19 protein-coding genes are annotated in these 22,601 nt (G+C 69.3%); 10 read left to right on the forward strand and 9 right to left on the reverse strand.

What is annotated here, in order from left to right; genetic code table 11:
- Positions 1–5 precede the first annotated feature (5 nt).
- The 4 genes from ABD235_RS28345 to ABD235_RS28360 are packed head-to-tail and all read right to left on the reverse strand — an operon-like array spanning position 6 to position 5,033.
- Positions 6–2,024: an alpha-galactosidase gene (locus ABD235_RS28345; RefSeq protein ID WP_344179640.1), complete on the reverse strand. Its 2,019-nt coding sequence runs from the start codon at positions 2,022–2,024 to the stop codon at positions 6–8.
- Positions 2,021–2,845, reverse strand: a complete 825-nt coding sequence (locus tag ABD235_RS28350; protein WP_344179641.1) for a carbohydrate ABC transporter permease — start codon at positions 2,843–2,845, stop codon at positions 2,021–2,023. The genes ABD235_RS28345 and ABD235_RS28350 overlap by 4 nt, the downstream gene beginning before the upstream one ends.
- Positions 2,842–3,759 (reverse strand): carbohydrate ABC transporter permease, encoded by a 918-nt coding sequence (locus ABD235_RS28355; RefSeq protein WP_344179642.1) that lies wholly within the window; start codon positions 3,757–3,759, stop codon positions 2,842–2,844. The genes ABD235_RS28350 and ABD235_RS28355 overlap by 4 nt, the downstream gene beginning before the upstream one ends.
- Positions 3,756–5,033, reverse strand: a complete 1,278-nt coding sequence (locus ABD235_RS28360) for an ABC transporter substrate-binding protein (protein ID WP_344179643.1) — start codon at positions 5,031–5,033, stop codon at positions 3,756–3,758. Before ABD235_RS28360 ends, ABD235_RS28355 begins: the two co-directional genes overlap by 4 nt.
- Positions 5,034–5,200: 167 nt before the next feature.
- Here ABD235_RS28360 and ABD235_RS28365 point away from each other — a divergent pair, with 167 nt between their 5' ends.
- The 6 genes from ABD235_RS28365 (at position 5,201) to ABD235_RS28390 (ending at position 10,241) form a co-directional block, all read left to right on the forward strand.
- Positions 5,201–5,911 carry an SDR family NAD(P)-dependent oxidoreductase gene (locus ABD235_RS28365; protein ID WP_344179644.1) on the forward strand — a complete coding sequence of 237 codons (711 nt, stop codon included), beginning with the start codon at positions 5,201–5,203 and terminating at the stop codon, positions 5,909–5,911.
- A gap of 55 nt (positions 5,912–5,966) precedes the next feature.
- Positions 5,967–6,701, forward strand: coding sequence for a FadR/GntR family transcriptional regulator (locus tag ABD235_RS28370; protein ID WP_344179645.1), 735 nt, complete (start codon positions 5,967–5,969; stop codon positions 6,699–6,701).
- The gene (gene dgoD, locus ABD235_RS28375; RefSeq protein ID WP_344179646.1) at positions 6,698–7,843 is read left to right on the forward strand and encodes a galactonate dehydratase; all 1,146 of its coding nucleotides are present in this window, start codon (positions 6,698–6,700) and stop codon (positions 7,841–7,843) included. The genes ABD235_RS28370 and dgoD overlap by 4 nt, the downstream gene beginning before the upstream one ends.
- Positions 7,844–7,845: 2 nt before the next feature.
- Positions 7,846–8,601 (forward strand): hypothetical protein, encoded by a 756-nt coding sequence (locus tag ABD235_RS28380; RefSeq protein ID WP_344179647.1) that lies wholly within the window; start codon positions 7,846–7,848, stop codon positions 8,599–8,601.
- A 94-nt stretch (positions 8,602–8,695) separates the two neighbouring features.
- Positions 8,696–9,319 (forward strand): bifunctional 4-hydroxy-2-oxoglutarate aldolase/2-dehydro-3-deoxy-phosphogluconate aldolase, encoded by a 624-nt coding sequence (locus tag ABD235_RS28385; protein WP_344179648.1) that lies wholly within the window; start codon positions 8,696–8,698, stop codon positions 9,317–9,319.
- Positions 9,312–10,241 (forward strand): sugar kinase, encoded by a 930-nt coding sequence (locus ABD235_RS28390; protein ID WP_344179649.1) that lies wholly within the window; start codon positions 9,312–9,314, stop codon positions 10,239–10,241. Before ABD235_RS28385 ends, ABD235_RS28390 begins: the two co-directional genes overlap by 8 nt.
- Positions 10,242–10,578: 337 nt before the next feature.
- On the opposite strand, the gene ABD235_RS28395 is transcribed toward ABD235_RS28390, so the two are convergent.
- The gene (locus ABD235_RS28395; RefSeq protein WP_344179650.1) at positions 10,579–11,187 is read right to left on the reverse strand and encodes a TetR/AcrR family transcriptional regulator; all 609 of its coding nucleotides are present in this window, start codon (positions 11,185–11,187) and stop codon (positions 10,579–10,581) included.
- 101 nt (positions 11,188–11,288) lie between these two features.
- On the opposite strand from ABD235_RS28395, the gene ABD235_RS28400 reads away from it, so the two are divergent.
- Positions 11,289–12,014, forward strand: a complete 726-nt coding sequence (locus tag ABD235_RS28400; RefSeq protein ID WP_344179651.1) for an SDR family NAD(P)-dependent oxidoreductase — start codon at positions 11,289–11,291, stop codon at positions 12,012–12,014.
- 54 nt (positions 12,015–12,068) lie between these two features.
- The gene (locus ABD235_RS28405) at positions 12,069–12,881 is read left to right on the forward strand and encodes an endonuclease/exonuclease/phosphatase family protein (RefSeq protein ID WP_344179652.1); all 813 of its coding nucleotides are present in this window, start codon (positions 12,069–12,071) and stop codon (positions 12,879–12,881) included.
- 30 nt (positions 12,882–12,911) lie between these two features.
- Here ABD235_RS28405 and ABD235_RS28410 read toward each other — a convergent pair whose 3' ends face one another.
- Positions 12,912–13,451 carry a helix-turn-helix domain-containing protein gene (locus ABD235_RS28410; RefSeq protein ID WP_344179653.1) on the reverse strand — a complete coding sequence of 180 codons (540 nt, stop codon included), beginning with the start codon at positions 13,449–13,451 and terminating at the stop codon, positions 12,912–12,914.
- Between the two features lie 55 nt (positions 13,452–13,506).
- On the opposite strand from ABD235_RS28410, the gene ABD235_RS28415 reads away from it, so the two are divergent.
- Positions 13,507–14,451: an alpha/beta hydrolase family protein gene (locus ABD235_RS28415; RefSeq protein ID WP_344179654.1), complete on the forward strand. Its 945-nt coding sequence runs from the start codon at positions 13,507–13,509 to the stop codon at positions 14,449–14,451.
- Here the strand turns inward: ABD235_RS28415 and ABD235_RS28420 are convergent.
- The 3 genes from ABD235_RS28420 to ABD235_RS28430 all read right to left on the reverse strand — a co-directional run bounded on the left by ABD235_RS28420 (position 14,390) and on the right by ABD235_RS28430 (position 19,343).
- The gene (locus ABD235_RS28420; protein ID WP_344179655.1) at positions 14,390–15,856 is read right to left on the reverse strand and encodes an ATP-binding protein; all 1,467 of its coding nucleotides are present in this window, start codon (positions 15,854–15,856) and stop codon (positions 14,390–14,392) included. The two genes, ABD235_RS28415 and ABD235_RS28420, sit on opposite strands and share 62 nt — an antisense overlap.
- 16 nt (positions 15,857–15,872) lie before the next feature.
- A complete protein-coding gene (locus tag ABD235_RS28425; RefSeq protein ID WP_344179656.1) occupies positions 15,873–17,534 on the reverse strand; it encodes an NAD(P)/FAD-dependent oxidoreductase in 1,662 nt (553 codons plus the stop codon).
- Between the two features lie 78 nt (positions 17,535–17,612).
- The gene (locus ABD235_RS28430) at positions 17,613–19,343 is read right to left on the reverse strand and encodes a chitinase (RefSeq protein ID WP_344179657.1); all 1,731 of its coding nucleotides are present in this window, start codon (positions 19,341–19,343) and stop codon (positions 17,613–17,615) included.
- Positions 19,344–19,567: 224 nt separating this feature from the next.
- On the opposite strand from ABD235_RS28430, the gene ABD235_RS28435 reads away from it, so the two are divergent.
- Positions 19,568–22,576 (forward strand): S8 family serine peptidase, encoded by a 3,009-nt coding sequence (locus ABD235_RS28435; protein WP_344179658.1) that lies wholly within the window; start codon positions 19,568–19,570, stop codon positions 22,574–22,576.
- Positions 22,577–22,601 lie beyond the last annotated feature (25 nt).

Consider the following 22,601-nt stretch of genomic DNA (forward strand, 5'->3'; position numbering starts at 1 on the left):
GCGGGTCAGTCGACGGAGTCGACGACCAGGCAGTGCGAGTCGGCGCCCTCGGGGCTGACACCGACCTCCAGCAGGTAGCTCCCCGGGAGGGTCTCTTCGCCCACCCGGTAGTTCTTCGAGGGATCCAGGCCGGCCAACCGGACCCGGCGCGGGCGGGTCGGAAGGGTGCCGCGGACGTTCCCGTCGGTGGTGTTCCACAGGAACACGACCGACTGGCCGTCCCCGTGGTACTGCAGGCCGTCGGACAGGAAGTGCACAGTGCCTCGGGCAACCGTCTCGCGGATCTGCTGGTACCTGGAGACATTGCGCCGGGCAACGGACAGCTGCTCCTCGGTCCACTGCGAGAGGTCCGCGCCGATCCCGAGGCCGCCGGCCATCGCGACGTGGAACCGGAAGTCGAGCGACCGTTCGCGACCGTCGTGGGTGCCCTCGGCATCGGTCACCCACGAGCTCATCAGGTGCGGCGACCAGCCGGTCAGGAACCCGCGCTGGATCTTCAGCCGGTCCAGCGGTGCCGTGTTGTCGCTGGGCCAGAGCGTGTCGACCCGCGCGGCCATGCCGAGATCGACGCGTGCGCCGCCGCCCGCGCAGCCCTCGACGAACACCCGCGGATGCTGCTCGCGCAGCCGGTCGAGGATCTTGTACAGGTTCGCCACGACCAGCCCGTCGAGATCACGCCGCCGGTCCCCCGCGTCGAGCCGGGCCCGGTTCGCGTCCCACTTCAAGTACGTGATGTCGTACGACGTCAGCAGCGAGTCGAGCGTCTGCCAGATCCACTCCGTGACGTCGTCGCGGCTCAGGTCGAGCAGCCACTGGTTCCGGATCTGCACCGGCTCGCGGCCCTCGGTCCGCAGTACCCACTCCGGGTGCTGCGAAGCCAGCCGCGACGAAGGACTGATCGCCTCCGGCTCGACCCACAGCCCGAAATCGAGCCCGAGCTCACCCAGGTCGGCGATGAACGTGTCGAGCCCCTGCGGGAAGGCGGCCGGATCGACCTCCCAGTCCCCCAGCGCCGACCGGTCGTCGTTCCGCCCGACGAACCACCCGTCGTCGACCACGAACAGCTCGGCCCCGACGTCGGCCGCGCGGCGAGCCAGCTCGAGCTGGTGCGCGGCCCGGATGTCGAACTCCGTCGCGAACCACGAGTTGTAGAGCACCCGCCGTGGCAGGTCACGCCCCAGCGACCTCTGGTAGGCGTGGAAGACCCGAGCCAGCCCCTCAGGCCCTGAAGCACTGCAACCGCCGACCGCCACCGGGGAGACCCAGGACGATCCAGGGCCAAGGGCGAGACCGAAGCTGGACGGAGCCCGGCCCGCCTGGATCCGGGTCTGCCCGGTGGTGTCGACGTCCGCGCTCATTCGCCAGTCCCCGGACCACGCCAGCTGAACGCCGTACGTCGTACCGGCCGGATCACCGGCGTCGGCCACGGACAGAAAGGGTGAGTACGAGTGGCCGGTGATGCCCTGCCGGCTGTCAACGGTGAACCGCCCCCGTCGCAGCACCACCGACTCCTGCTGGAACTCGCTGTTCCACTCGCCCCACAGCGACCGGATCACCGCGCCCTCCGACGTCGGGACCACGAACCCGGCCGAGTCGTGCTCGTGCAGCCTGAGCTCGTCCGAACCGTCGTTGTGCACGGCAACCCACCGCTCGACCACGTCGAGACCGGCCGGCATCCGGTAGTGCAGGACGACGCGCACCGACCGCAGCGGATCGGCGAACGTCAGCGCCAGTTCATCCTCGTCCTGGACAGCGTCGACGAACACCGGCCGGCACTCGTCGCTCCCGTCCGGACCGCTCACAACCAACTCGGCGGGACTCGTGTAGCGCACACCACGTACGCCGTACTCGAGCGGCTCGATGTCCGCCCGCGGCAGGAAGTGCTCGGTCCCGACCGGCGCGGTCAGCGACGGGCCGTCGGCAACGGCATGCGGGCCCCAGGCAACGAGCGACGCCCACTGACCGTGCTCCGGCACGGCCACGACGTACGCCGTACCGGCGCCGCGCAGCGTCCACCGGGTCACTTGACCGCTCCGATCGCCAGCCCACCGACGAAGTGCTTCTGGAACCGCAGGAACACCGCGACCGTCGGCACCGCCGCGATCACCGTGCCGGCCGCGATCACGTTCCACGACGAGACGAACAGGCCCTGCAACCCGAGCAGCGCCGGCGTGACCGGCATCTTGTCGCCGGACCGGATCACCGTGATCGACCAGAGCAGGTCGTTGAAGATCCAGGTGAACGAGAGCGCGCCGAGCGCGGCCAGGGCGGGGCGGGTCAGCGGCAGGATCACGCTGGAGAAGATCCGGCCGGGGCCGGCGCCGTCGATCGTCGCGGCCTCCTGGATCTCCTTGGGCAGGTCCCGCATGAAGCCGTGCAGCACGAAGGTGTAGAAGCCCAGCCCGAACCCGACGTGCACGGCGATCAGCGCGATCAACGTGTCGTAGTACCCGATCAGCTCGACGAACCGGGAGATCGGGATCAGCAGGATCTGCGGCGGCAGCAGGTTGCCCATCAGCATCAGCAGCAGGACGGTCCGGCGGAACGGGATGTTGTACCGGGCCAGTCCGTACGCCGCGATCGAGGCGAGCCCGAGGCTCAGCAGCACCGCCGGGATGGTGACCAGCAGACTGTTGACCAGGGCCCGGAACTCGTCCGCGTCCTGCCAGGCCTGCACGTACGTCGAGAACGTGAACGAGTGCGGCAGCGAGCCGAGCCCGTTCGCCGCGACGTCGTCGAAGCTGCGGAACGAGATCACGATCACCCAGAGGATCGGCGCCACCCACAGCAACGAGACCAGCCCCATCGCCAGGTGGTAGCCGCCGGTCTTGAAGCGGTTGGTCATGTCTCCTCCCGGAAGGCACGGATCAGGTAGCCGAGGATGACCGCGAGCGCGAGCAGGAAGATCACCACGGCGATCGCGGAGGCGTAGCCCAGCTGGGTGGACTGGAACGCGGTCGAGTACATGTACGTGCTGAGCAGCTCCGAGGAGTGGTACGGGCCGCCCTTGGTCATCGACCAGACGATGTCGAACGACCGCAGCGAGTCGATCACGATCACCGACAGCACGACCGAGTTCACGCCCTTGAGCTGCGGGATCGTCACGTACCGGGTGCGTTGCCAGGCCGACGCGCCGTCCATCCGGGCCGCCTCGTACAGCGACGGGTCGACCGCTTTCAGGCCGGCCAGGTAGAGCACCATCACGTACCCGATCTGCCGCCAGAGCGCGGGCAGGATCACGGCGTACAGGGCGGTGTCGGGATCGGCGAGCCACGGGCGGATCAGGTCGCCGAGGCCGATGCCGCGCAGGACCGAGTCGACCAGGCCGTCCGGCTGGTAGAAGACGCGCCAGATCAGCGCGGTGACCACCAATGAGAAGACGACCGGCGTGAACAGCGCGGCCCGGTAGATGCCGACGCCGCGGCGTTCCTTCTGCAGCAGCAGGGCCATCCCGAAGCCGCCGGCGACGCTGAGGCCGCCGAACAGGACGAGCCAGATCGCGGTGTTCTTGAGCGCCGTACGGAAGATCGGGTCCGAGACCATGTCATGGAAGTTGCCGAAGCCCACGAACGTCGGGGCGGACAGGCCGTCCCAGTTGGTCAGCGACAGCCAGAACCCCTGCAGCGCGGGCCAGAACACCCAGACCGCCTCGACCGCGAACGGTACGAAGACGAAGGCGAGGATGAGCGGTGAGACCCCCAGCGACCGGCGCTTGGCCGATCGCTGGGAGGCCTTCACCTCGATGGCTGAAGCAGTCACGCCTTGAAGACCTTCGTCGCTGCGGCCTGCCAGTCCTTGAGGATCTGGTCGATCTGGTCAGGCTTGTCCATGAACTTGGTCAGCGCCGCGTCCGCGGTCGGCTGCAGCGCGTCGCTGGAGTCACGGTTGAAGAACTGGGTCAGCTCGGCCGCGCTCTCGAGCATCGCCTTGCCCTTGCGCACGTACGGCGTGTCGGCGAACTTGCCGTCGGGGTTGGCCGGCAGCACGGTGCCCGAGGAGTTGTCGATGTAGATGTTCTGCGCCTCGGCCGTGGCCAGCCAGGTGAGGAACTTCTTCACCGCCTCGGGGTCCTTGGCCTTCTTGCTGGCGAAGTAGCCGTCGGTCGGCGCTTCCTCGGCCACCGGCACGTTCGGGTCGATGATCGGGAACTGGAAGAAGTCGAGGTCGTCGAGCGCGTCCTTCGGGGCGCTGTCGGCGAAGAACGTGCCGATCAGGAACATCCCGGTCTTGCCGCCCAGCAGGGCGGAGGTGGCCTCCTGGAACGGGAACGACTTGCCCTTGGGGTCGAAGTACGGGAGCACCTCGCGCCACTTGGTGAAGACCGCCTTCACCTTCGGGTCGGTGAAGTCGCCCTTGCCGGCCAGCAGGTCGCGGTGGAACGGCGCGCCGTTGATCCGGATGTTCAGGTAGTCGAACCAGGCCGACGCCACCCACGGGGTGTCGCCCAGGCCGATGCCGATCGCCGGGACGCCCTGGGCCTGGATCTTCTTGCAGACCTCGATGAACTCGGCCCAGGTCTTCGGCGGCGTGACGCCCCACTTGGCGAAGTTCGACTTGCGGTAGTGCACGCCCCACCAGTAGTTGCTGGTCGGCACGAAGACCTTCTGGCCGGCCGCGCTGGTGGACAGCGTCTGCAGCGACTTGGGGTAGTTGCCCATCGTGTCCCAGACACTGGTGATGTCGAGCAGCAGGTCCTTCTCGGCGTACGAGTTGGCCACCGAACCGGCGTACCAGGTGTAGACGTCCGGCGGGTTGGCCGAGGTCAGGTACGTCGGCAGCTGGGTGCGGAAGATCTCCGAGGCCACCGTGTTCAGCTTGACCGTGCTGCCCCCGGTCTTGTTGTAGGCCTCGACCAGCTTCTCCATCGCGGCCTTGGCCTGCTCGGCCGACAGGTTCGACTGCAGCGCGAGCTCGCCGGTGGCGGAGCCGCCGCCGCTGCCGCCGCCCGAGGTCGAGGTGGCGCACCCGGGCACCAGGGCCGCGGCCCCGAGTACTCCGAGGCCCTTGAGGAACGTCCGCCGATCAGGTGCCATCACTGCTCCAGTGCGCTGAGTGGTTCGGTTGTGCTTGCTGCGGACGATCTTGCGGCGACGACCTCGGGAGTGTCAATATTAATTCGTAAATTATTGAGAAACCGGTTGACGCGAAGCGCTGCTCGCGGTCAACTGATGCATCGTGCATCGTCGAAAGGAACACTTACGTGCAGGTGATCGTGGTGACCGGCGCTGCGACAGGGATCGGTGCTGCCTGTGTGGAGCGGCTGCTCGCGGACGGCCAGGCCGTCGTCCAGGTGGACCTCCAGCCCTGCAAGGAGATCCCCGGCCGCGCGATCGCGGTGGTCGGCGACGTCTCCGCGCCGGACACCTGGGCCGAGGTGCTGTCCCGTGGGCGCGACGAGCTCGGAGCGATCAGTGGGCTGGTCAGCAACGCTTACACGGTTGACGTTCGGCCTGCGCACGAGCTCACGCCGGGGTCGTGGCAACGACAGCTCGATGTGAACCTGACGGCGGCGTTCCTCGGTTTCCGTGCTCTGTACGACGACCTGGCGGCTGCCGAGGGTTCGGTGGTGCTGGTGTCGTCGGTGCACGCGGTCGCGGGCATCCCGGGCCATCCGGCGTACGCCGCTTCGAAGGGGGCACTGGTGGCCTTGGGCCGGCAGTTGGCGGTCGAGTACGGCGGATCGATCCGGGTCAACACCGTGCTTCCGGGCCCGGTCGACACCGCCGCGTGGGACCGGGTCAGCGCCGAGGGCAAGGAGCAGAGCGCGCGGGCGACCGCGATCGGACGGCTCGGCCGGCCCGACGAGGTGGCGGCGGCGATCGCGTTCCTGCTGTCGGACCAGGCGTCGTTCGTGACCGCGGCGACGCTCGCGGTCGACGGCGGCTGGACCGCGGTCAAGGACTCGGCGTGAGCGGCGGCGGAGCGGGTATGACGAGTTCGACGACCAGGGTGATGGGGAGAGCGGCGTGACGGGGATTCAGCGAGGGATGTCGCGGGGACTGCACGGGCAGATCGTCGAGGTGATGGCGCAGCGCATCCTGTCGGGGCAGATCCCCGAGGGCGCGACGATCAACGTGCCCGACCTGCAGGCCGACCTCGGCGTCAGCCTGACCGCCGTACGGGAAGCACTCAAGGTGCTGACCGCCAAGGGGCTGGTCGACGCACGGCAGAAGCGCGGCACGTTCGTCCGGCCGCGCTCGGACTGGAACCTGCTCGACGCGGACATGATCCGCTGGCACTTCGACGACGACGTACGGCCCGAGCTGCTCGAGGAGCTGCACGAGGTCCGCGGCATCGTCGAGCCGGCCGCCGCGCGCCTGGCCGCGATCCGGGCCGACGACCCCAACCTGGCGGCGCTCGACACCGCGCTGGCCGCGATGGCCTCGGCGACCGACGACATCTCCGCGGCCGAGGCCGACCTGGCGTTCCACAAGGCGCTGCTGGCGTCGACCGGCAACGAGCTGCTGACCAAGATGGAGGTCATCATGGAGACCGGCCTGGCCGGGCGCGACCGCTTGGTGCACAAGGCGAAACCGTCCGACGACCCGGTCCCGAGCCACCAGCGCGTGGTCGAGGCCGTCCGGGCGCGTGACCCCGAGGGCGCCGAGCTGGCGATGCGCGAGCTGCTGGCGAAGGCCGCCGAGGACCTGTCCGACGTCCGCAGTACTGGCTCCAAGAAGTCCGGTCGGGGTCGCAAGTGAAGATCGAACGGATCGAGACGTTCCTGGTCCCGCCGCGCTGGCTGTTCTGCCGGATCGAGACCAGCGACGGCGTCGTCGGCTGGGGCGAACCGGTGGTCGAGGGCCGCGCCGAGGTCGTGCGGACCGCGATCGAGGTCCTGTCGGAGTACCTGATCGGCCAGGACCCGCTGCAGATCGAGCGGCACTGGCAGATCCTGAGCAAGGGCGGCTTCTACCGCGGCGGGCCGGTGCTGAGCAGCGCGGTCGCGGGGCTCGATCACGCGCTGTGGGACATCGCCGGCAAGGTGTACGGCGCTCCGGTGTCGTCGCTGCTCGGCGGACGGGTGCGGGACCGGGCGCGGGTCTACGCGTGGGTCGGCGGGGACGAGCCGGGCGAGATCGCGGAACAGGTCGCCGAACAGGTCGCGGCCGGAATGACCGCGGTGAAGATGAATGCGAGCGGGCTGATCCAGCCGTCGCCGTCGCGGGCCGACATCGTCGGCATCGTGGACCGGCTGGCGGCGGCGCGAGCGGTGCTCGGGGATTCGCTCGATGTCGCGATCGATTTGCACGGACGGGTTGGCGTCGCGGGGGCTCGGCGGATCTTGCACGCGGTGGAGGATCTGCATCCGCTCTTCGTCGAGGAGCCGGTGCTGCCGGAGCACCTTCGGCATCTGCCGGCGATCGTCGACGGGTCGACGGTGCCGATCGCTTTGGGTGAACGGCTCTACAACCGGTCGGAGTTCTTGCCTGCGCTGGACGCTGGGGTTGCCGTGGTGCAGCCGGACGTGTCGCATGCGGGCGGGATCTCGGAGCTGCGGCGAATCGCTTCGCTGGCGGAGTCGCACGGGGCGCTGTTCGCACCGCACTGCCCGCTGGGACCGATCTCGCTGGCGGCGTCGCTGCAGGTTTCGTTCGCGACGCCGAACTTCCTGATCCAGGAGCAGAGCCGCGGGATCCACTACAACCTGGCGAGCGACCTCACGTCGTACGTGGTGGATCCGGCGCCGTTCACCTGGGTCGACGGGCACGCGGAGTACAACCCGCTGCCCGGGCTCGGGATCGAGGTCGACGAGGCGGCCGTACGGGCTGCTGATCGGAAGGGCCACACCTGGCGCAACCCGCTGTGGACCCACGAGGACGGATCCTTCGCCGAATGGTGAGAGTGGATCTGGAGGACGGCGGGCGGTGGACTTCGCTGGTCCTCGGCGGGCGTGAGTGGCTGTGGTCGGGGCCCGGGTTGGTCTCGGGGCCGCGTACTGGGCACTCGGCCTTCACGGACGCCGGCGGGCTCGACGAGTGCTTTCCGACGGTTCGTGGTACGCCTGACCATGGCGGGCTGTGGAATCAGGTGTGGGCGTCGGACGGCGAGTGGGAGTCTGCTCGCTGGGACGAGGCTGTGTTGTACCGCCGGATGAACGGCGACGAGAATTCTATTGCCGTCGACTACAAGCTTGTTGCACTTGCCGGCTACCGGTTCGTGTGGGCGGCACATGCTTTGCTGGATTGTGCTGTCGGTGCGTCCGTTGAGGTTCCAGCGGGGACCGGCTGCCGGCTCTATCCGGATGCCGGGCCTTGGGTTGAAGGATCTTGGTCTACTGCTTTGGGAACCTACGGGCCGACTGATGGCACCGCTGTCGGGGCTGTCCTCTCCAGTTCGTCTGCTTCTGTGCGGGATCGCGGGTTGGAGTTGACCTTCGATTTGAGTTGCCCTGGGCAACCTGTTTCGACGGCGCTGTGGCGCAACCTCGGCGGGTTCCCGGACGGCGCGCCGTACCGGAGCTTGGGTGTGGAGCCGATGCTCGGGCGGGTGTTCGGACTGGATGAGGCCGGGCCGGGTGATGCTGCGGTCGTGCCCGCCGGCGGCGTGCTGGCCTGGCGGCTGGTCGTGTCCGCGAGATCTGTCGGCTCGCCTCGATGATCACCGCCGGCGTCCCGGCCGCACCGCCAGGCCGGTGCCTGACCACGGTGAGAACTCGGACCTGATCGACTAGCGTTTGAGCTTTGGAGGAGACATGGATCTGCTGGCCGAACTGCGGCGCCGCAAGGTGCTCGCGATCATCCGCGCGGACGGACCGGACCGCGCCCTGGAGTGCGTCCGGACGCTCGTCGGCGCCGGGATCACCACCCTCGAGGTCTCGCTGACCACGCCCGGCGGCGCCGAGGCGATCGCGAAGGCGCGTGCGGAGTTCGACCCGTCGGTGCTGATCGGCGCCGGTACGGTCGTCACCGCCGCCCAGGCCGACGAGGTCGCCGCCGCCCGCGCCGGCTTCGTCGTCACCCCCGCGATCACCCGAGGCGCCCACCGCAGCGTCGAACTCGGCCTCCCGCTCCTCTGCGGCGCCCTCACCCCCACCGAGGTCGTCGCCGCCCTCGACCTCGGCGCCACCGCGGTGAAGATCTTCCCCGCCAAGGTCTACGGCCCCAGCTACTTCCGCGAACTCCGCGCGCCCCTCCCCCACGCTCCCCTGCTCGCCGTAGGTGGAGTCGACGCCGCCATCACACCGGAGTACCTGGCGGCCGGCGCCGTGGCAGTCGGCGTTGGCTCCCCTCTCCTAGGCGACGCCGGCACCGGCGGCTCCCAGCAGGAGCTGGCCACCCGAGCCCGAGACTTCCTAAAGGCGGTCGCCGATGCCTGAGGTTTTGACGCTCGGCGAGACGATGGTGTCGCTTCGGACCCGGGCGGCGATGCGGCTCGGTGGGGAAGCTCATCTGTCGATCGCCGGGTCGGAGAGCAACGTTGCCATCGGGCTCTCGCGCCTCGGGCACCAGGCCGCGTGGCTCGGTGCCGTCGGCAACGACGAGCCGGGGCGGTTGATCCACCGGACGCTGAGGGCGGAGGGCGTCGACACCTCGTACGTGCGGTTCTCCGACACCGACTTCACCGGGTTCATCGCGTTCGACCAGCCCGCGCACGACATCACGCGCGTCAGCTACCACCGCCGCGGTTCGGCCGGCTCGACCCTCACCCCCGACGAGTGCGTCGAGGCAATCACCAGCGCTGCCCCGAAGCTGCTCCACCTGACCGGCATCACCCCCGCGCTCTCCGACACCGCTCGCGCCGCCACGCTCGCCGCCGCGGAGGCCGCGACCGGCGTACAGGTCTCGCTGGACGTCAACTACCGCGCCCGCCTCTGGTCCCGCGCCGAAGCATCCGCTTGCCTCAAGCAACTACTCCCCCACGTCCACACCGTCTTCGCCTCCGACGACGAGCTCGACCTCCTCACCGACGCCACCGACCCGGTCGCCGCCTTGCTCGAATCCGGCATCAAAGAGGTCGTAGTCACCGCAGGCGGCAAAGGCGCCTGGTCGCACTCCCCCGCCGGCACCCTCCACCAGCCGGCCCTCCCGGTCACCGTCGTCGACAGCATCGGCGCCGGCGACGCCTTCGTCTCCGGCTACCTCTCCGCCACCCTCGACAACCTCACCCCCGACCAACGCCTCATCCGAGCCACCACCTCAGGTGCCTTCTGCGTCGGCGCGTACGGCGACTGGGAGTCCCTGCCCACTCGCGAGGACCTCACCCTCATCACCCACACCCACGGCACCGCGCTGCGCTGATCCGCCTCAACCAGCAGCCCTCACGCCTCCCGCCGCCACCCTGAGCGTCCCCGCCGCATCCGGTCGCCGACGCTGATCGCCTGACGCAACCTCGCGACCGACCGCCGGCAGCCGAGCCTGCCCCTGCCGACTGCGCGCCATTCTCACGACTGCCCCCGTACACCGCGCTACTCGTCGAACAAGGCGTCAGTCGTCGTACAACGCATCAGTAGATCAAGCCTCCGCGGGCACCTTGGACACCTAATGGGGACCTGGGACAAGTTATTTGGTGTCCGAGGTCCCCACTAGGTGTTCAAGGTCCCGATGCTCATGCAGTGGCGACCGGGCGGGCGGGCGGTTATCCGCCCGGCGCGGGCTGCGGGAGCGGGCGGGCGGCGGTGGGTTGGAGGCCGTCGAAGGTCAGGGCGAGGTAGCGGCGCCAGATGTCTGGGGAGTCCGGCAGGGCCGGGGCGGCGGTTTGGTAGATGCCGGTAAGGAGCAGCATCACGTCCTGGCCGGTGATGTCGGCGCGGACGGCGCCCGCGTCGCGGGCGCGGGTGACGAGGGCCTCGACGGCTGATTCCAGCCGGGCGATCTTCGGCTTCAGGACCGGGTGCTCGCGTACGGCGGCGCCGGCGGCGACGTCGCAGAAGGCCTGGTTGTGGACCTGGAGCTCGATGCCCGCGGTCATGAAGCCGCGCAGGCCTTCGGCGGGATCGTCGGCCCGCAACAGGTTCTCGGTCTTCGCGACGAGGTCGTCGATCATCTCGTCGACGATCGCCGCGACCAGCTCGTCCTTGTTCGCAAAGTGCCGGAAGACCGTGCCCTTGCCGAGGCCGGCGCTCGCGGCGATCTCGGCGATCGTCGCCTCAGTGCCGCGTACGGCGAACACGTCACGCGCCGCGGTCATCAACTGCACCCGGCTCCGTACGGCGTCAGCCCGCTGCGGCCGGGTTCCTTCGCTCACATTCACACTGTCAGCGTACCTAAGTTGACCAGTCGGTCCGGTTAGATGCTACGGTTGTTAAACGGACCAGCCGGTCATCTTAAGCACGAAGGAGACAAGAAATGCAGTCATTGGAAGGCAAGGTCGCGCTCGTCACCGGAGCGTCGTCGGGCATCGGCGCCGCCGTCGCCACGGCTTTGGCCAAGGCCGGAGTGAAGGTCACGGCCGGCGCCCGCCGTACCGATCGGTTGGCAGCACTGACTGGCGGCGAGATCTTCCCGGTGAAGCTCGACGTATCCGACGAGCAGTCCGTACGGGACGCCGTCGCCGCCACCGTCGAGCGGTACGGCCGGCTCGACATCGTCGTCAACAACGCGGGCGTCATGCTGGTCGGCCCAGTGCAAGGCGCCGACACCAGCGAATGGAACCGCATGGTCCAGACCAACCTGCTCGGCAGCATGTACGTCGCGCACGCCGCGCTCCCCTACCTGCTGGAGAGCAAGGGCACGATCATCCAGACGTCTTCGACCTCGGGCCGCACAGCGTCGGCCGGCAGCGGGGCGTACGCCGCGACGAAGTTCGGCATCAACGCGTTCACCGAGGCCCTGCGCCAGGAGGTCACCACTCAAGGCGTCCGCGTCGTACAGATCGCGCCTGGCATGGTCGACACCGAACTCGCCAGCCACGTCACCGACCCCGCGATGCTCGAGATGGCCGCGAAGCTGTACGCCTCCGTCCGCACCCTGCGCCCCGAGGACGTCGCCGAGGCCGTCCTGTACGCCGTCAACCAGCCGGCGCACGTCGCGGTCAACGAGATCCTGATCCGCCCCACCGACCAGGTCGCCTGAGGCGGGCGATTCGGGCGCCGCGGTCTGGGTACGCGGTCGGGCAAGGAGGCCCCGATGACAGGAATGGTACGCGTCGCAACGCTCAACATCTGGTGCCGGCACGGCGACTGGCCGGCCCGCCGGGAGGTGCTGAGGGCCGAGTTCGCCCGGCTGCAGCCCGACCTGATCGCAGTGCAGGAGACCGTGGTCAACGGCGAGTACGACCAGGTTCGGGAGCTCCTCGGCGACGAGTACCACCTGCTTCACCAGGGCCGGCGGGCCCGCGAGGGCGTCGGCTGCTCGATCGCGGCCCGCTGGGAACCGCAGGAGGTGCGCGAGGTCGACCACCTCGTCACCGACCGCGTCGACCCGGACGACTTTCCCGGCCGGAGCACGCTCGCCGAGTTCGACACCCCGGTCGGCCGGGTCCTGCTCGCGCACCACAAGCCCAACTGGCAGGTCCCGTACGAACGCGAACGCGAGCTGCAGGCCGTCGACGCGGCCCGCGCCATCGAGCAGGCGGTGGCCGGGCGGCCCGACGTGCACGTCGTACTGGCCGGCGACTTCGACGCGCGCCCGGAGACGGCGAGCATCCGGTTCTGGACCGGGCGGCAGTCCCTCGGCGATCTCAGCGTGAACTACCAGGACGCCTGGGAGTTCGCGCACCGCGACGAGCCCGGCCACACCTTCACGATCGAGAACCCGCTGATCGTCGCCGAGGCGGACTGGTCGAGGATCCCGCCCCGGCGGATCGACTACCTGATGGTCCGGTGCGACGACCGCGGCCCGACGCTGCGGATCAACTCCTGCGAGCGTCTCCTCGCCCAGCCGGTCGACGGTGTGCACGCTTCCGACCACTTCGGCGTCATCGCCGACCTGGCCGGCTGAGGCAGGCCCTCGGCGCGCGTCGTACGACGGTCAGCTACTCCCCGGATCCTCAGCCGGGAAGAGGATCGGGCTGAGCAGGTACCGGGTCCGTTCGGCGGTTGCCTCGTTCGACAGCACGGGGAGGATCGCGGCGCGCATGCCCTCGATCAGCGTGGTCAGTTCGTCGGGACTCAACCAGACGGCGTGCTGACGGTAGCCGACGAGATCCTCGACGGGATCGGCCTGCTCGTGGTCGAGATACAGGTTGAATTCGGCAACCAGCACGGCCATCGCGGCAGCGAAGCCCTGCCGATGATCGTCAGCGGTCAGCGACGCGATCATCGCGGGGTCGATCGACGCCCGGTCCGCCCGCAACCGGTACAGCCGCTCCACCGCTCCGCGCACCCGGCGCTCCTCGGCCACCTCGAGCACGCCACCCTCGGCCAGCAGCTCGACGTGCCGGTAGAGCGTCGCCTTCGACACGTCCGGGATGTGTTCACCCAGCTCGGCGGTGGTCAACACGCGCCCGCCCCGCAGGGCGTGCACCACCCGGAGCCGCACCGGGTGCCCGAGCAGTTCCAACGGACCCATGGCCCGACGATCTCATGCCGTGCTACCTTTCTCAAACAGTGAGAAAGGTGAGGCGATGACCGCTGCGCAGGAGTGGGAAGTGCCGTCGTACGTCGAGGTGGAGGCGTTCGTCGAGGAAGAGGTGGAGCTCGCAGGGGCCGGCGGGACGATCAGTCTTCCGCGGGACCACGCCGGAACACCCGGCGTCGTACTGCTCAGCGGAGGCGGCCCGTTCGACCGCGACGAGACGGTCGGCCCGAACAAGCCGCTCAAGGACCTCGCCTGGGGCCTGGCCAGTCGCGGGATCGCGGTCGCCCGGTTCGACAAACTCACCCCGGGGCTGACGATGACCGAGCAGTACCTACCATCGGCGACGGCCGCAATAGATGCCCTGGGCAAGCACTGTGACCCGGCCCGGATCTTCCTGGTCGGCCACAGCATGGGCGGCCGGGTCGCCCCCGAGATCGCCCGGCGAAACCCTTCCGTGGCAGGGCTCGTCCTGCTCGCCGCCGACACCCGGCCGCTGCACGAGGCCGCCGTACGGGTCGGCCGGCATCTCGCGGCGATGGATCCCGAGACCTACCAGCCGTTGCTCGCCGTCTTCGAGCAGCAGGCCGCGGCAGTTGCCGATCCTGCCTTGTCGCCGGAGACTCCTGCCGAGCAACTGCTGTTCGGCTTCCCCGCGGCCTTCTGGCTGGAACTCCGGGAGCACGACCCCGTCGCAACCGCGTCCGCCCTCCACCTCCCCATGCTCATCCTGCAAGGCGGCCGCGACTACCAGGTCACCGTCGAGCACGACCTGGCCGACTGGCGACGCGCCCTCGAAGACCGCGCGACGATCCGCGTCCACGACAAGGACGACCACCTGTTCTTCCCCGGCGACCACTCCTCTACGCCGAGCGACTACACCAAGCCCCAGCACGTCGATCCCGTCGTGGTGGACGAGATCGCCGACTGGATCAGATCAGGTCCGCCTGCGCCTCGATCTCCTGCTGGGGGTCGAGCGGCAGCACGATCTTGAAGACCGTATTGCCGGGCTCGGACTCCACGCGCAGGTCGCCGTGGTGCTTCTTGACCACGATCCGCCAGGAGATGTCCAGGCCGAGCCCGGTGCCCTCGCCGATCGGCTTCGTGGTGAAGAACGGCTCGAAGATCCGCCGCTTGATCTCGGCCGGGATGCCCGGACCGGTGTCGCCGATCTCGACGACCGCATAGTGCCCGTCGCGCCGGGTGCGGAGCGTCAGCGTGCCGGAGCCGTTCATCGCGCCGACCGCGTTGTCGATGATGTTGGTCCAGACCTGGTTCAGCTCCGCGGCGTACGCCGGGATCGCGGGCAGCTCGGGGTCGAAGTCCTTGACCACCTGAATGCCCTGCAGCTTGCCCGACATCATCACCAGCGTGGACTTCAGCAGCTCGCGCAGATCCACCACCTGGAACGGCGCCCGGTCGATCTGCGAGTACTGCTTCGCCGCCCCGACCAGGGTCGAGATCCGGGTCACCGAGTCGTCGATCTCGTTCATCAGCGACTCGGTGTCGACCGTGTACATCAGCCAGCGGACAGCGCCTTCGAGGTAGTCCGGGCCGACCGCGGTCAGCACGTTCTCCATCCAGGGCACGTCCAGCCCGGCCGCGGCCAGCACCGGCGCGACGTCCCAGCTGGCCCGTACGTCGTGGTCGTCCAGCCAGTCCGCCAGGGTGTCCTCGAGATCGGACAGCTCCAGCGGCGAGACCTCCTTGCCGACGGTCTTGGCCAGCCGCTCGACCGCGGCCTCCTGCAGCTCGACGATCTCGTGCAGCTTGGTCGCGTCCAGCGTGCCGTCGGCCAGCATCCCGAGCTTCGACCGCATCCCGGCCACCCGCTGCCGCAGCGTCGCCGAAGCCCGTACGGCGGCCGCCGCCGGGTTGTTCAGCTCGTGGGTCAGCCCGGCCGACAGCGAACCGAGCGCCAGCAGACGCTCCCGCTCACCCATCGTCTCGTTGGTCCGCCGCATGCCCTGGACGAACCCGTCGATCAGGTGCACCGCCATCGGGAACCACTGGTTCATCATCGTGGCCATCGTCTCGGCGGTGATCACGAAGAACGTCGACGGCTCGAGCACCCGCATGGTCGCGTTGTAGGCCTTGCGCTCGTCGGCGCCGAGGAACGCGGTCACCGCACCGGCGTACACGCCTCGCTGGGTACTGCGGTTGATCTCCACCTCCTCGCCGTGCGACAGCTTGCACATCCGCAGGCCGCCGGTCAGCAGGATGTAGCAGCAGACCGCCTCGTCGCCCTCGGTGAAGACGACACCGTCGTCGTACGCCTCGACGGTGCCCTCGCGCGCCAGCCAGGCGAGCTGCTCGTCGGTCAGGCTCTCGAACAGGAACAGCGTGCGCAGCTCGTCGATGCTGATCCGCTGCGACTCCGGCACCGTTTCGGCGCTCATCGAACCGCCTCCTTCTTCACAGCATCTCCAGGTATCGGTGCACCAAGGTCACGGCCATCGCTCCGTCGCCGACCGCCGAGGCGACCCGTTTGACCGACTCGGCCCGGACGTCGCCGGCCGCGAAGACGCCCGGCATGGACGTCTCCAGGTGGTACGGCTCGCGCTCCAGCGTCCAGCCCGCCGGCTTGCCGCGCAGGTCGGGCCCCGTCAGGACGAAGCCCCGCTCGTCGCGCTGCAGGTCGCCGGGCAGCCAGTCGGTCCGGGGTGCGGCGCCGATGAACACGAACAACCACTCCGAGTTCACCTCCCGCGTCTCTCCGGTCGAGCTGTTCTGCAGGGTCAGCACCTCGAGGTGGTCCGACCCCTTGCAGGAGACGACCTGCGTGCAGGTGTGCACCTCGATGTTGTCGATGGCGTCGATCTGGTTGATCAGGTACGACGACATGGTCGCCTCGAGCGACGGCCCTCTCACCAGCATATGCACGCGCTTGGCATGGTTGCTGAAGTAGACCGCGGCCTGGCCCGCCGAGTTCGCCCCGCCGATGATGTAGACCTCCTGGCCGGCGCAGCTCGGACCCTCGGTGGTCGCGGAGCCGTAGTAGATGCCCCGGCCGCACAGGTCCTCGACTCCTGGTGCCTGCAGCGTCCGGTACGAGACGCCGGTCGCCAGGATCACCGAGTGCGCGGAGATCTCGCTGCCGTCGGAGAACTTCAGCCGCCGGGCCGAGCCGGTCGTGTCCAGCCCGACCACCTGACGCGCGGTCAGCAGCTCGGCGCCGAACCGGACCGCCTGCCGCCGGGCCCGGTCGGTCAGCTGCGCGCCGGACACCCCGTCCGGGAAGCCCAGGTAGTTCTCGATGCGGCTGGACTGGCCGGCCTGGCCACCGGTCGCCAGCTGCTCCACCAGCACAGTCCGGAGCCCTTCGCTGGCGCCGTACACGGCCGCACCGAGTCCCGCCGGCCCACCGCCGACCACGACCAGGTCATAGAAGGCCTCGGCCGGTGAAGTGGACAGCCCGACCTTGTCGGCCAGCTCGGCCTCGGTCGGCGCGACCATCACCGTGCCGTCGGTGGTGATCACCACCGGCAGCGTCGCGCCGTCCACACCGGCGGCCTCGAGCAGCCGCTTGCTCTCGTCGTCGTCGACGCCGTACCAGCGGTAGGGCACGGCGTTGCGGGCCAGGAAGTCCCGGGCCGCGAACGACGGCGCCGACCAGCGGTGGCCGATCACCCGGGTCTCGTCGCTGGACGGCTCCGGGGTCGACTTCCACAGCTCCAGCATCGAGTCGACCACCGGGTAGAGCTTCTCCTCCGGCGGGTTCCACGGCTTGAGCAGGTAGTGGTCGAGGTCGACCACGTTGATCGCCTGGATCGCGGCGTCGGTGTCGGCGTACGCCGTCAGCAGCACCCGGCGGGCGAGCGGGAACAGGTCCATCGCCTGCTCCAGGAACTCGATCCCGGTCATCTGGGGCATCCGGTAGTCGGCCAGCAGCAGCGCGACCGGTTCGCCGCGCAGCTTCAGCTCGCGCAGCGCGTCCAGCGCCTGCATGCCGGTCTCGGCCCGGACGATCCGGTGCTCCTCGCCGTACCGGCGGCGAAGGTCACGGGCGATCGACCGGGACACCCCGGGGTCGTCGTCCACGGTGATGATCACCGGGCGGGAAGTCGACGCTGTCATGCCTCTTTCATACCAGCGCCCGGCCAACTCCGGGAGCGATTCCTCCACAGGCTGACCGGGCCCCTCGCTCCCACCGGGTCACGGCAGGGCAGCGAGGTACGGCGCGTGGCTGTTCTGGAACTCCCAGTTGTAGTACTTGTCCCAGTTGATCGACCACGTCATCAGGCCCCTGAACGACGGGCTGGCGCCGCCGCGCAGGGTGTAGCCGCCGCAGTTCTGGCCCTTGACCAGGCAGTCCAGCGCCTGGTGAACGGCCGCGGGGGCGGTGTGGCCGTTCCCGGCGCTGACGGCGGCCGGCAGGCCGAAGGCGATCTGGTCCTCGCGCAGGCCCGGGAAGGTCTGGCCGGTGGTCGAGACCGGGAAGCCGGCCTTCATCATGTCGGTCATCGCGATGTGGAAATCGGCGCCGCCCATGGTGTGGTACTGGTTGTCCAGGCCCATCACGGGTCCCGAGTTGTAGTCCTGGACGTGCAGGACGGTGAGCGCGTCGCGCAGCGCGTGGATCACCGGCAGGTACGAGCCGGTCCGGTTGTCGCCGGTGCCGTTGCCGCCGTAGAACTGGTAGCCGACCTGGACGAAGAACGTCTCCGGCGCCATCGTCAGCACGAACTTCGCGCCGTACCGGGCCTTGAGCGTCTTCAGCGCCGAGATCAGGTTCACCACGACCGGGGTGGTCGGGCTGCGGAAGTTGGTGTCGCCGGGATTCAGGTAGAGCGAGTGGCCCTCGAAGTCGACGTCCAGACCGTCCAGGCCCCAGCGGTCGATGATCGAACCGACCGAGTTCACGAAGGCGTCGCGGGCCGCCGTCGTCGTCAGCTGCACCTGGCCGTTCTGGCCTCCGATCGAGAGCAGCACCTTCTTGCCGGCGGCCTGCTTGGCCTTGATCGCGGCAAGGAACTCGGCGTCGCTCTCGACGTTCGGGCACTCCGCGACCGGGCAGCGGTTGAAGCGGATGTCTCCGGACGTCACCGAGGTCGGCTCGCCGAAGGACAGATTGATGATGTTCCACTGCGCCGGGATGTCGGCCATCCGGACGTAGCCGGAGCCGTTGGCGAAGCTGGCGTGCAGGTAGCCGATCAGCGCGTGCTTGGGCAGGCCCGTGCTGGCGCAACCGGTGGTCGTCGCACTGGCCAGACCGCTCTTGGCCGACTCGCCTTGAGTGTTGTACGCCGCCACCGAGTAGCTGTGACTGGTGCATGCGCTGAGCCCGTCGACCGTCGTACTGGTGCCGGTGACCGTCTTGACGACGCTGGAGCCCTCGTAGACGCGGTAGCCCGTCACCGTGCCGGTGGACGCTCCCCAGGTCAGGCCGATCGAGCTGTTGGTGGTGCTGGTGACAGACGGCGTACCGGGAACGCTGGGAGCGCCCTGGGTCGGCGGGTTGCCGCCGGGACCGTCCAGGCTCACGTCGTCCGCCTGGTACGCCGGCTGGCCATACCAGCCGTGCAGGTAGATCTGCGCGGAGGTCTGTGACGCCGAGGTGGTGAAGGAGACCGTCAGCTGGGTGTAGCTGGTGGCCGACGGCGTCCAGGTGGAGGCGCCGCCGGTCACGCCCAGGTAGACGTAGGAGCCGCGGACCCAGGCCGACAGCGTGTACGCCGTACTGGGCTGTACGGCGACCGTCTGGCTGCACTGGGCAGTGTCGGAGCTCGTCACTCCCCCTTGCAGAGCGTGGCTACCGGTCCGGACCGGGCTGGAGACCACTGAGCCGCCGGAGCAACTCCAGCCGCTCAGTGAGCCGCTCTCGAAGCCGGGGTTGGTCAGGATGTTGGCCGCTTGGGCTGGTGAGGCGACCACTAGTCCGCTCACGACGAGCAGAAGGACCGCAAGCATTCGGGAGCGCATGTAATAAAGTAGAGAGCTTTCAGAAGTCGCCCGTCAATGCGCCGGGGATGACGGCTAACCGACGCTGTCCGGAAGCCGACTCTTCACTGGCGGTTTTCCGTCACTGGCTACATGCAGCCAAAACCGTGTGCCGGGCGGCAAGGGTTGGCAGGATCTCGCCGACCAAGCCGCACCCTTGGAGGCATTGCGTGAACCACCTGTCCCTGCGTCGCCCGACCGCTTTGATCGCGGCCGCCGTCCTCACCTCGGCCGCGTTCGCCGCACCCGTCGGCAACGCCGCCCTGACCGACCCGTCACCCGGGTCGGCCGCTCCCGACAACCTGAGCAGCGCGCTGAGGCTGCCGAAGTTCGCACCCGGCAAGTACGTCGTGACGCTCGCCGACAAGCCGCTGGCGACCTACGCCGGTGGGGTGGCCGGCCTGAAGGCGACCAAGCCCGCCAAGGGCAAGAAGGTCGACGCCACCGGCGCCGACGCGAAGCGCTACGGCACCTACCTGCAGAGCCGGCACAACCAGGTCGCGGCCAAGGTCGGCGCGACGGCGTCCCGGCACTACACGACCGCGATCAACGCGTTCCGGGCCGACCTCACCGGCCAGCAGGCCGCGGCCCTCGCGAAGACGCCGGGTGTGCTCGCGGTGACGCCGGACCAGTTGCACAAGACGCTGGACGACAAGAAGCCCGCCGACTTCCTCAAGCTGTCCGGCAACGCCGGGGTCTGGAAGGCGCTCGGCGGCAACGCCGAAGCCGGCAAGGGCGTCGTCGTCGGCGTCGTCGACACCGGCATCTGGCCCGAGAGCGCCTCGGTGTCCGGCCCCAAGCTCGGCACCAAGCCGACCGCGGCCGACACGTACACGCCGTACCGCTCCGGCGACAGCATCGTGATGCACAAGGCCGACGGCAACGACTTCACCGGATCGTGCCAGGCCGGCGAGGACTTCACCGCCGACCTGTGCAACACCAAGCTGATCAGCGCCAAGTTCTTCGGCGACGGCTGGCTCGGCGCCACCCCGCCCGAGGCCCGTGACGACTGGGCGTCCCCGCGTGACGGTGGCGGCCACGGCACGCACACCGCGACCACCGCGGCCGGCCGGCCCGGCGTGGACGTCGCCGAGAGCGGCATCAACTTCGGCACCATCTCCGGCGTCGCGCCGGCCGCCAAGATCGCCGTCTACAAGGCGTTGTGGACCGGCAAGGACGACGTCGGCTCGGGTGGCTACACCTCCGACATCCTGGCCGCCATCGACCAGGCCGTCGCCGACGGTGTCGACGTGATCAACTACTCGGTCGGCTCGCAGTTCGAGTCCTCGCACGTCGACCCGGTGCAGCTGGCCTTCCTGTCGGCCGCCTCGGCCGGCATCTTCGTCTCGGCCGCCGGCGGCAACTCCGGCCCGTACGAGTCGTCGCTGGACAACACCTCCCCGTGGGTGACCACGGTCGCCGCCAGCACCGTCGCGCCGTACGAGTCGACTGTTGTCCTGGGCAACGGTGAGAAGTACGCCGGGCTCAGCACCAGCCTGCCCGGCTCGATCAGCAGCAAGCCGCTGGTCACCGGCGCGGCCGCCAAGACCACCGCCGCCACCGAGTACGACGGCTCGCAGTGCCTGCCGAACACGCTCGACTCCGCGCTCGTCGCCGGCAAGATCGTGGTCTGCGACCGCGGCGTCGGCGCCCGGGTCGACAAGTCGGCCGAGGTCAAGCGCGCCGGCGGTGTCGGCATGGTCCTGCTCAACCTCACCGACCAGGACATGGTCGCCGACTCGCACTCGGTCCCGACCATCCACCTGAACACCCCGGGCTCGCTGTCGGTCAAGACCTACGCCGGTACGCCGGGCGCCACCGTGCAGTTCGTCCAGGGCAACCAGACGTCGGTCAAGACGGCGTACCCGCAGATCGCCGACTTCTCCTCGCGCGGTCCGTCCCTGTCCAGCAACGGCAACCTGCTCAAGCCGGACATCGCGGCACCGGGCGTCAACGTGCTGGCCGCGGTCGCTCCGCCGTCGAACGACGGCCACAGCTTCGCCTTCTACTCGGGCACGTCGATGGCGGCTCCGCACATCGCCGGCCTGGCCGCGCTCTACCTGGCCAAGCACCCCGACTGGACGCCGATGATGGTCAAGTCGGCCCTGATGACCACCACCAGCGACGTCAAGAAGGCCGACGGCTCGGTCAACAACGACCCGTTCGCCCGTGGCGCCGGTGAGGTCCAGCCGTCGAAGATGCTCTCCCCCGGCCTGGTCTACGACTCCGGTGACGCCGACTGGCTCGGCTACCTGGAAGGCTCCGGCGTCGACACCGGGACCGGCGTACCGGCCATTGCCCCGAGCAACTACAACGCGCCGTCGATCGCGGTCGGCCAGCTGGTCGGCACGCAGACGATCACCCGCCGGGTGACCGCCGTGACCGGTGGTCTCTACCGGGCGACCGTGTCGGTGCCGGGCATGAAGGCCGTCGTCACGCCGTCGATCCTGAACCTGCAGGCCGGCCAGACCAAGACCTTCACGGTCAAGCTCACGCTGGACAGCGGCCTGTCGAACGTCTCCACCACCGGTTGGCTCACCTGGCAGGGCGCCAACACCTCGGTCCGCAGCCCGATCGTCGTCAAGCCGACGTCGGCCATCGCCCCGACGCAGGTCAAGGGTTCCGGTGCCTCCGGCAGCGCGTCCTTCGAGGCCGTCGCCGGGACGTCCGGTCTGCCGATCAAGGCGTACGGCGTGGTCTCCGCGCCGGCGGTTCCGGGCGCGGTCCCGGCCGGCGCTGCTGACGCCGACCTGCCGAACTACCCGGTCACCGTCACTGCCGCGACCAAGGCCGTGCAGTGGAACATCAAGACGGTCGACCCGGCCGGCAGCATCTGGCTGGTGCTCTACAAGGTCGTGAACGGCCAGATGCAGGCGCTGTCCTTCGAGGGCGACGGGTCCAACCAGGCCTCGGCGACGCTGTCCGCGCCGGAGCCCGGCGTGTGGGGCGTCCTCGCGATCACCCTGTCCAACCCGCCCGGCGCCGACACCACGGCGTACACGATGCAGACCAACGTGGTGACCGGCGGCGGCTCGCTCGCGGTGACGCCGTCGAGGGCGCCGCTGGCCGGCAAGCCGTTCCAGGTCACGGCGTCGTGGTCCGGGCTGCCGACCGACCAGCGCTCCACCGGGTTCGTCGAGTTCCCGAACCGCGCGGGGACTGTCGTCACGATCAACTGAGAACACACAGCAGCGGGCCCGGTCT

Origin of the sequence: Kribbella lupini (assembly GCF_039529595.1) — a bacterium.
GTDB classification, from domain to species: Bacteria; Actinomycetota; Actinomycetes; order Propionibacteriales; family Kribbellaceae; genus Kribbella; species Kribbella lupini.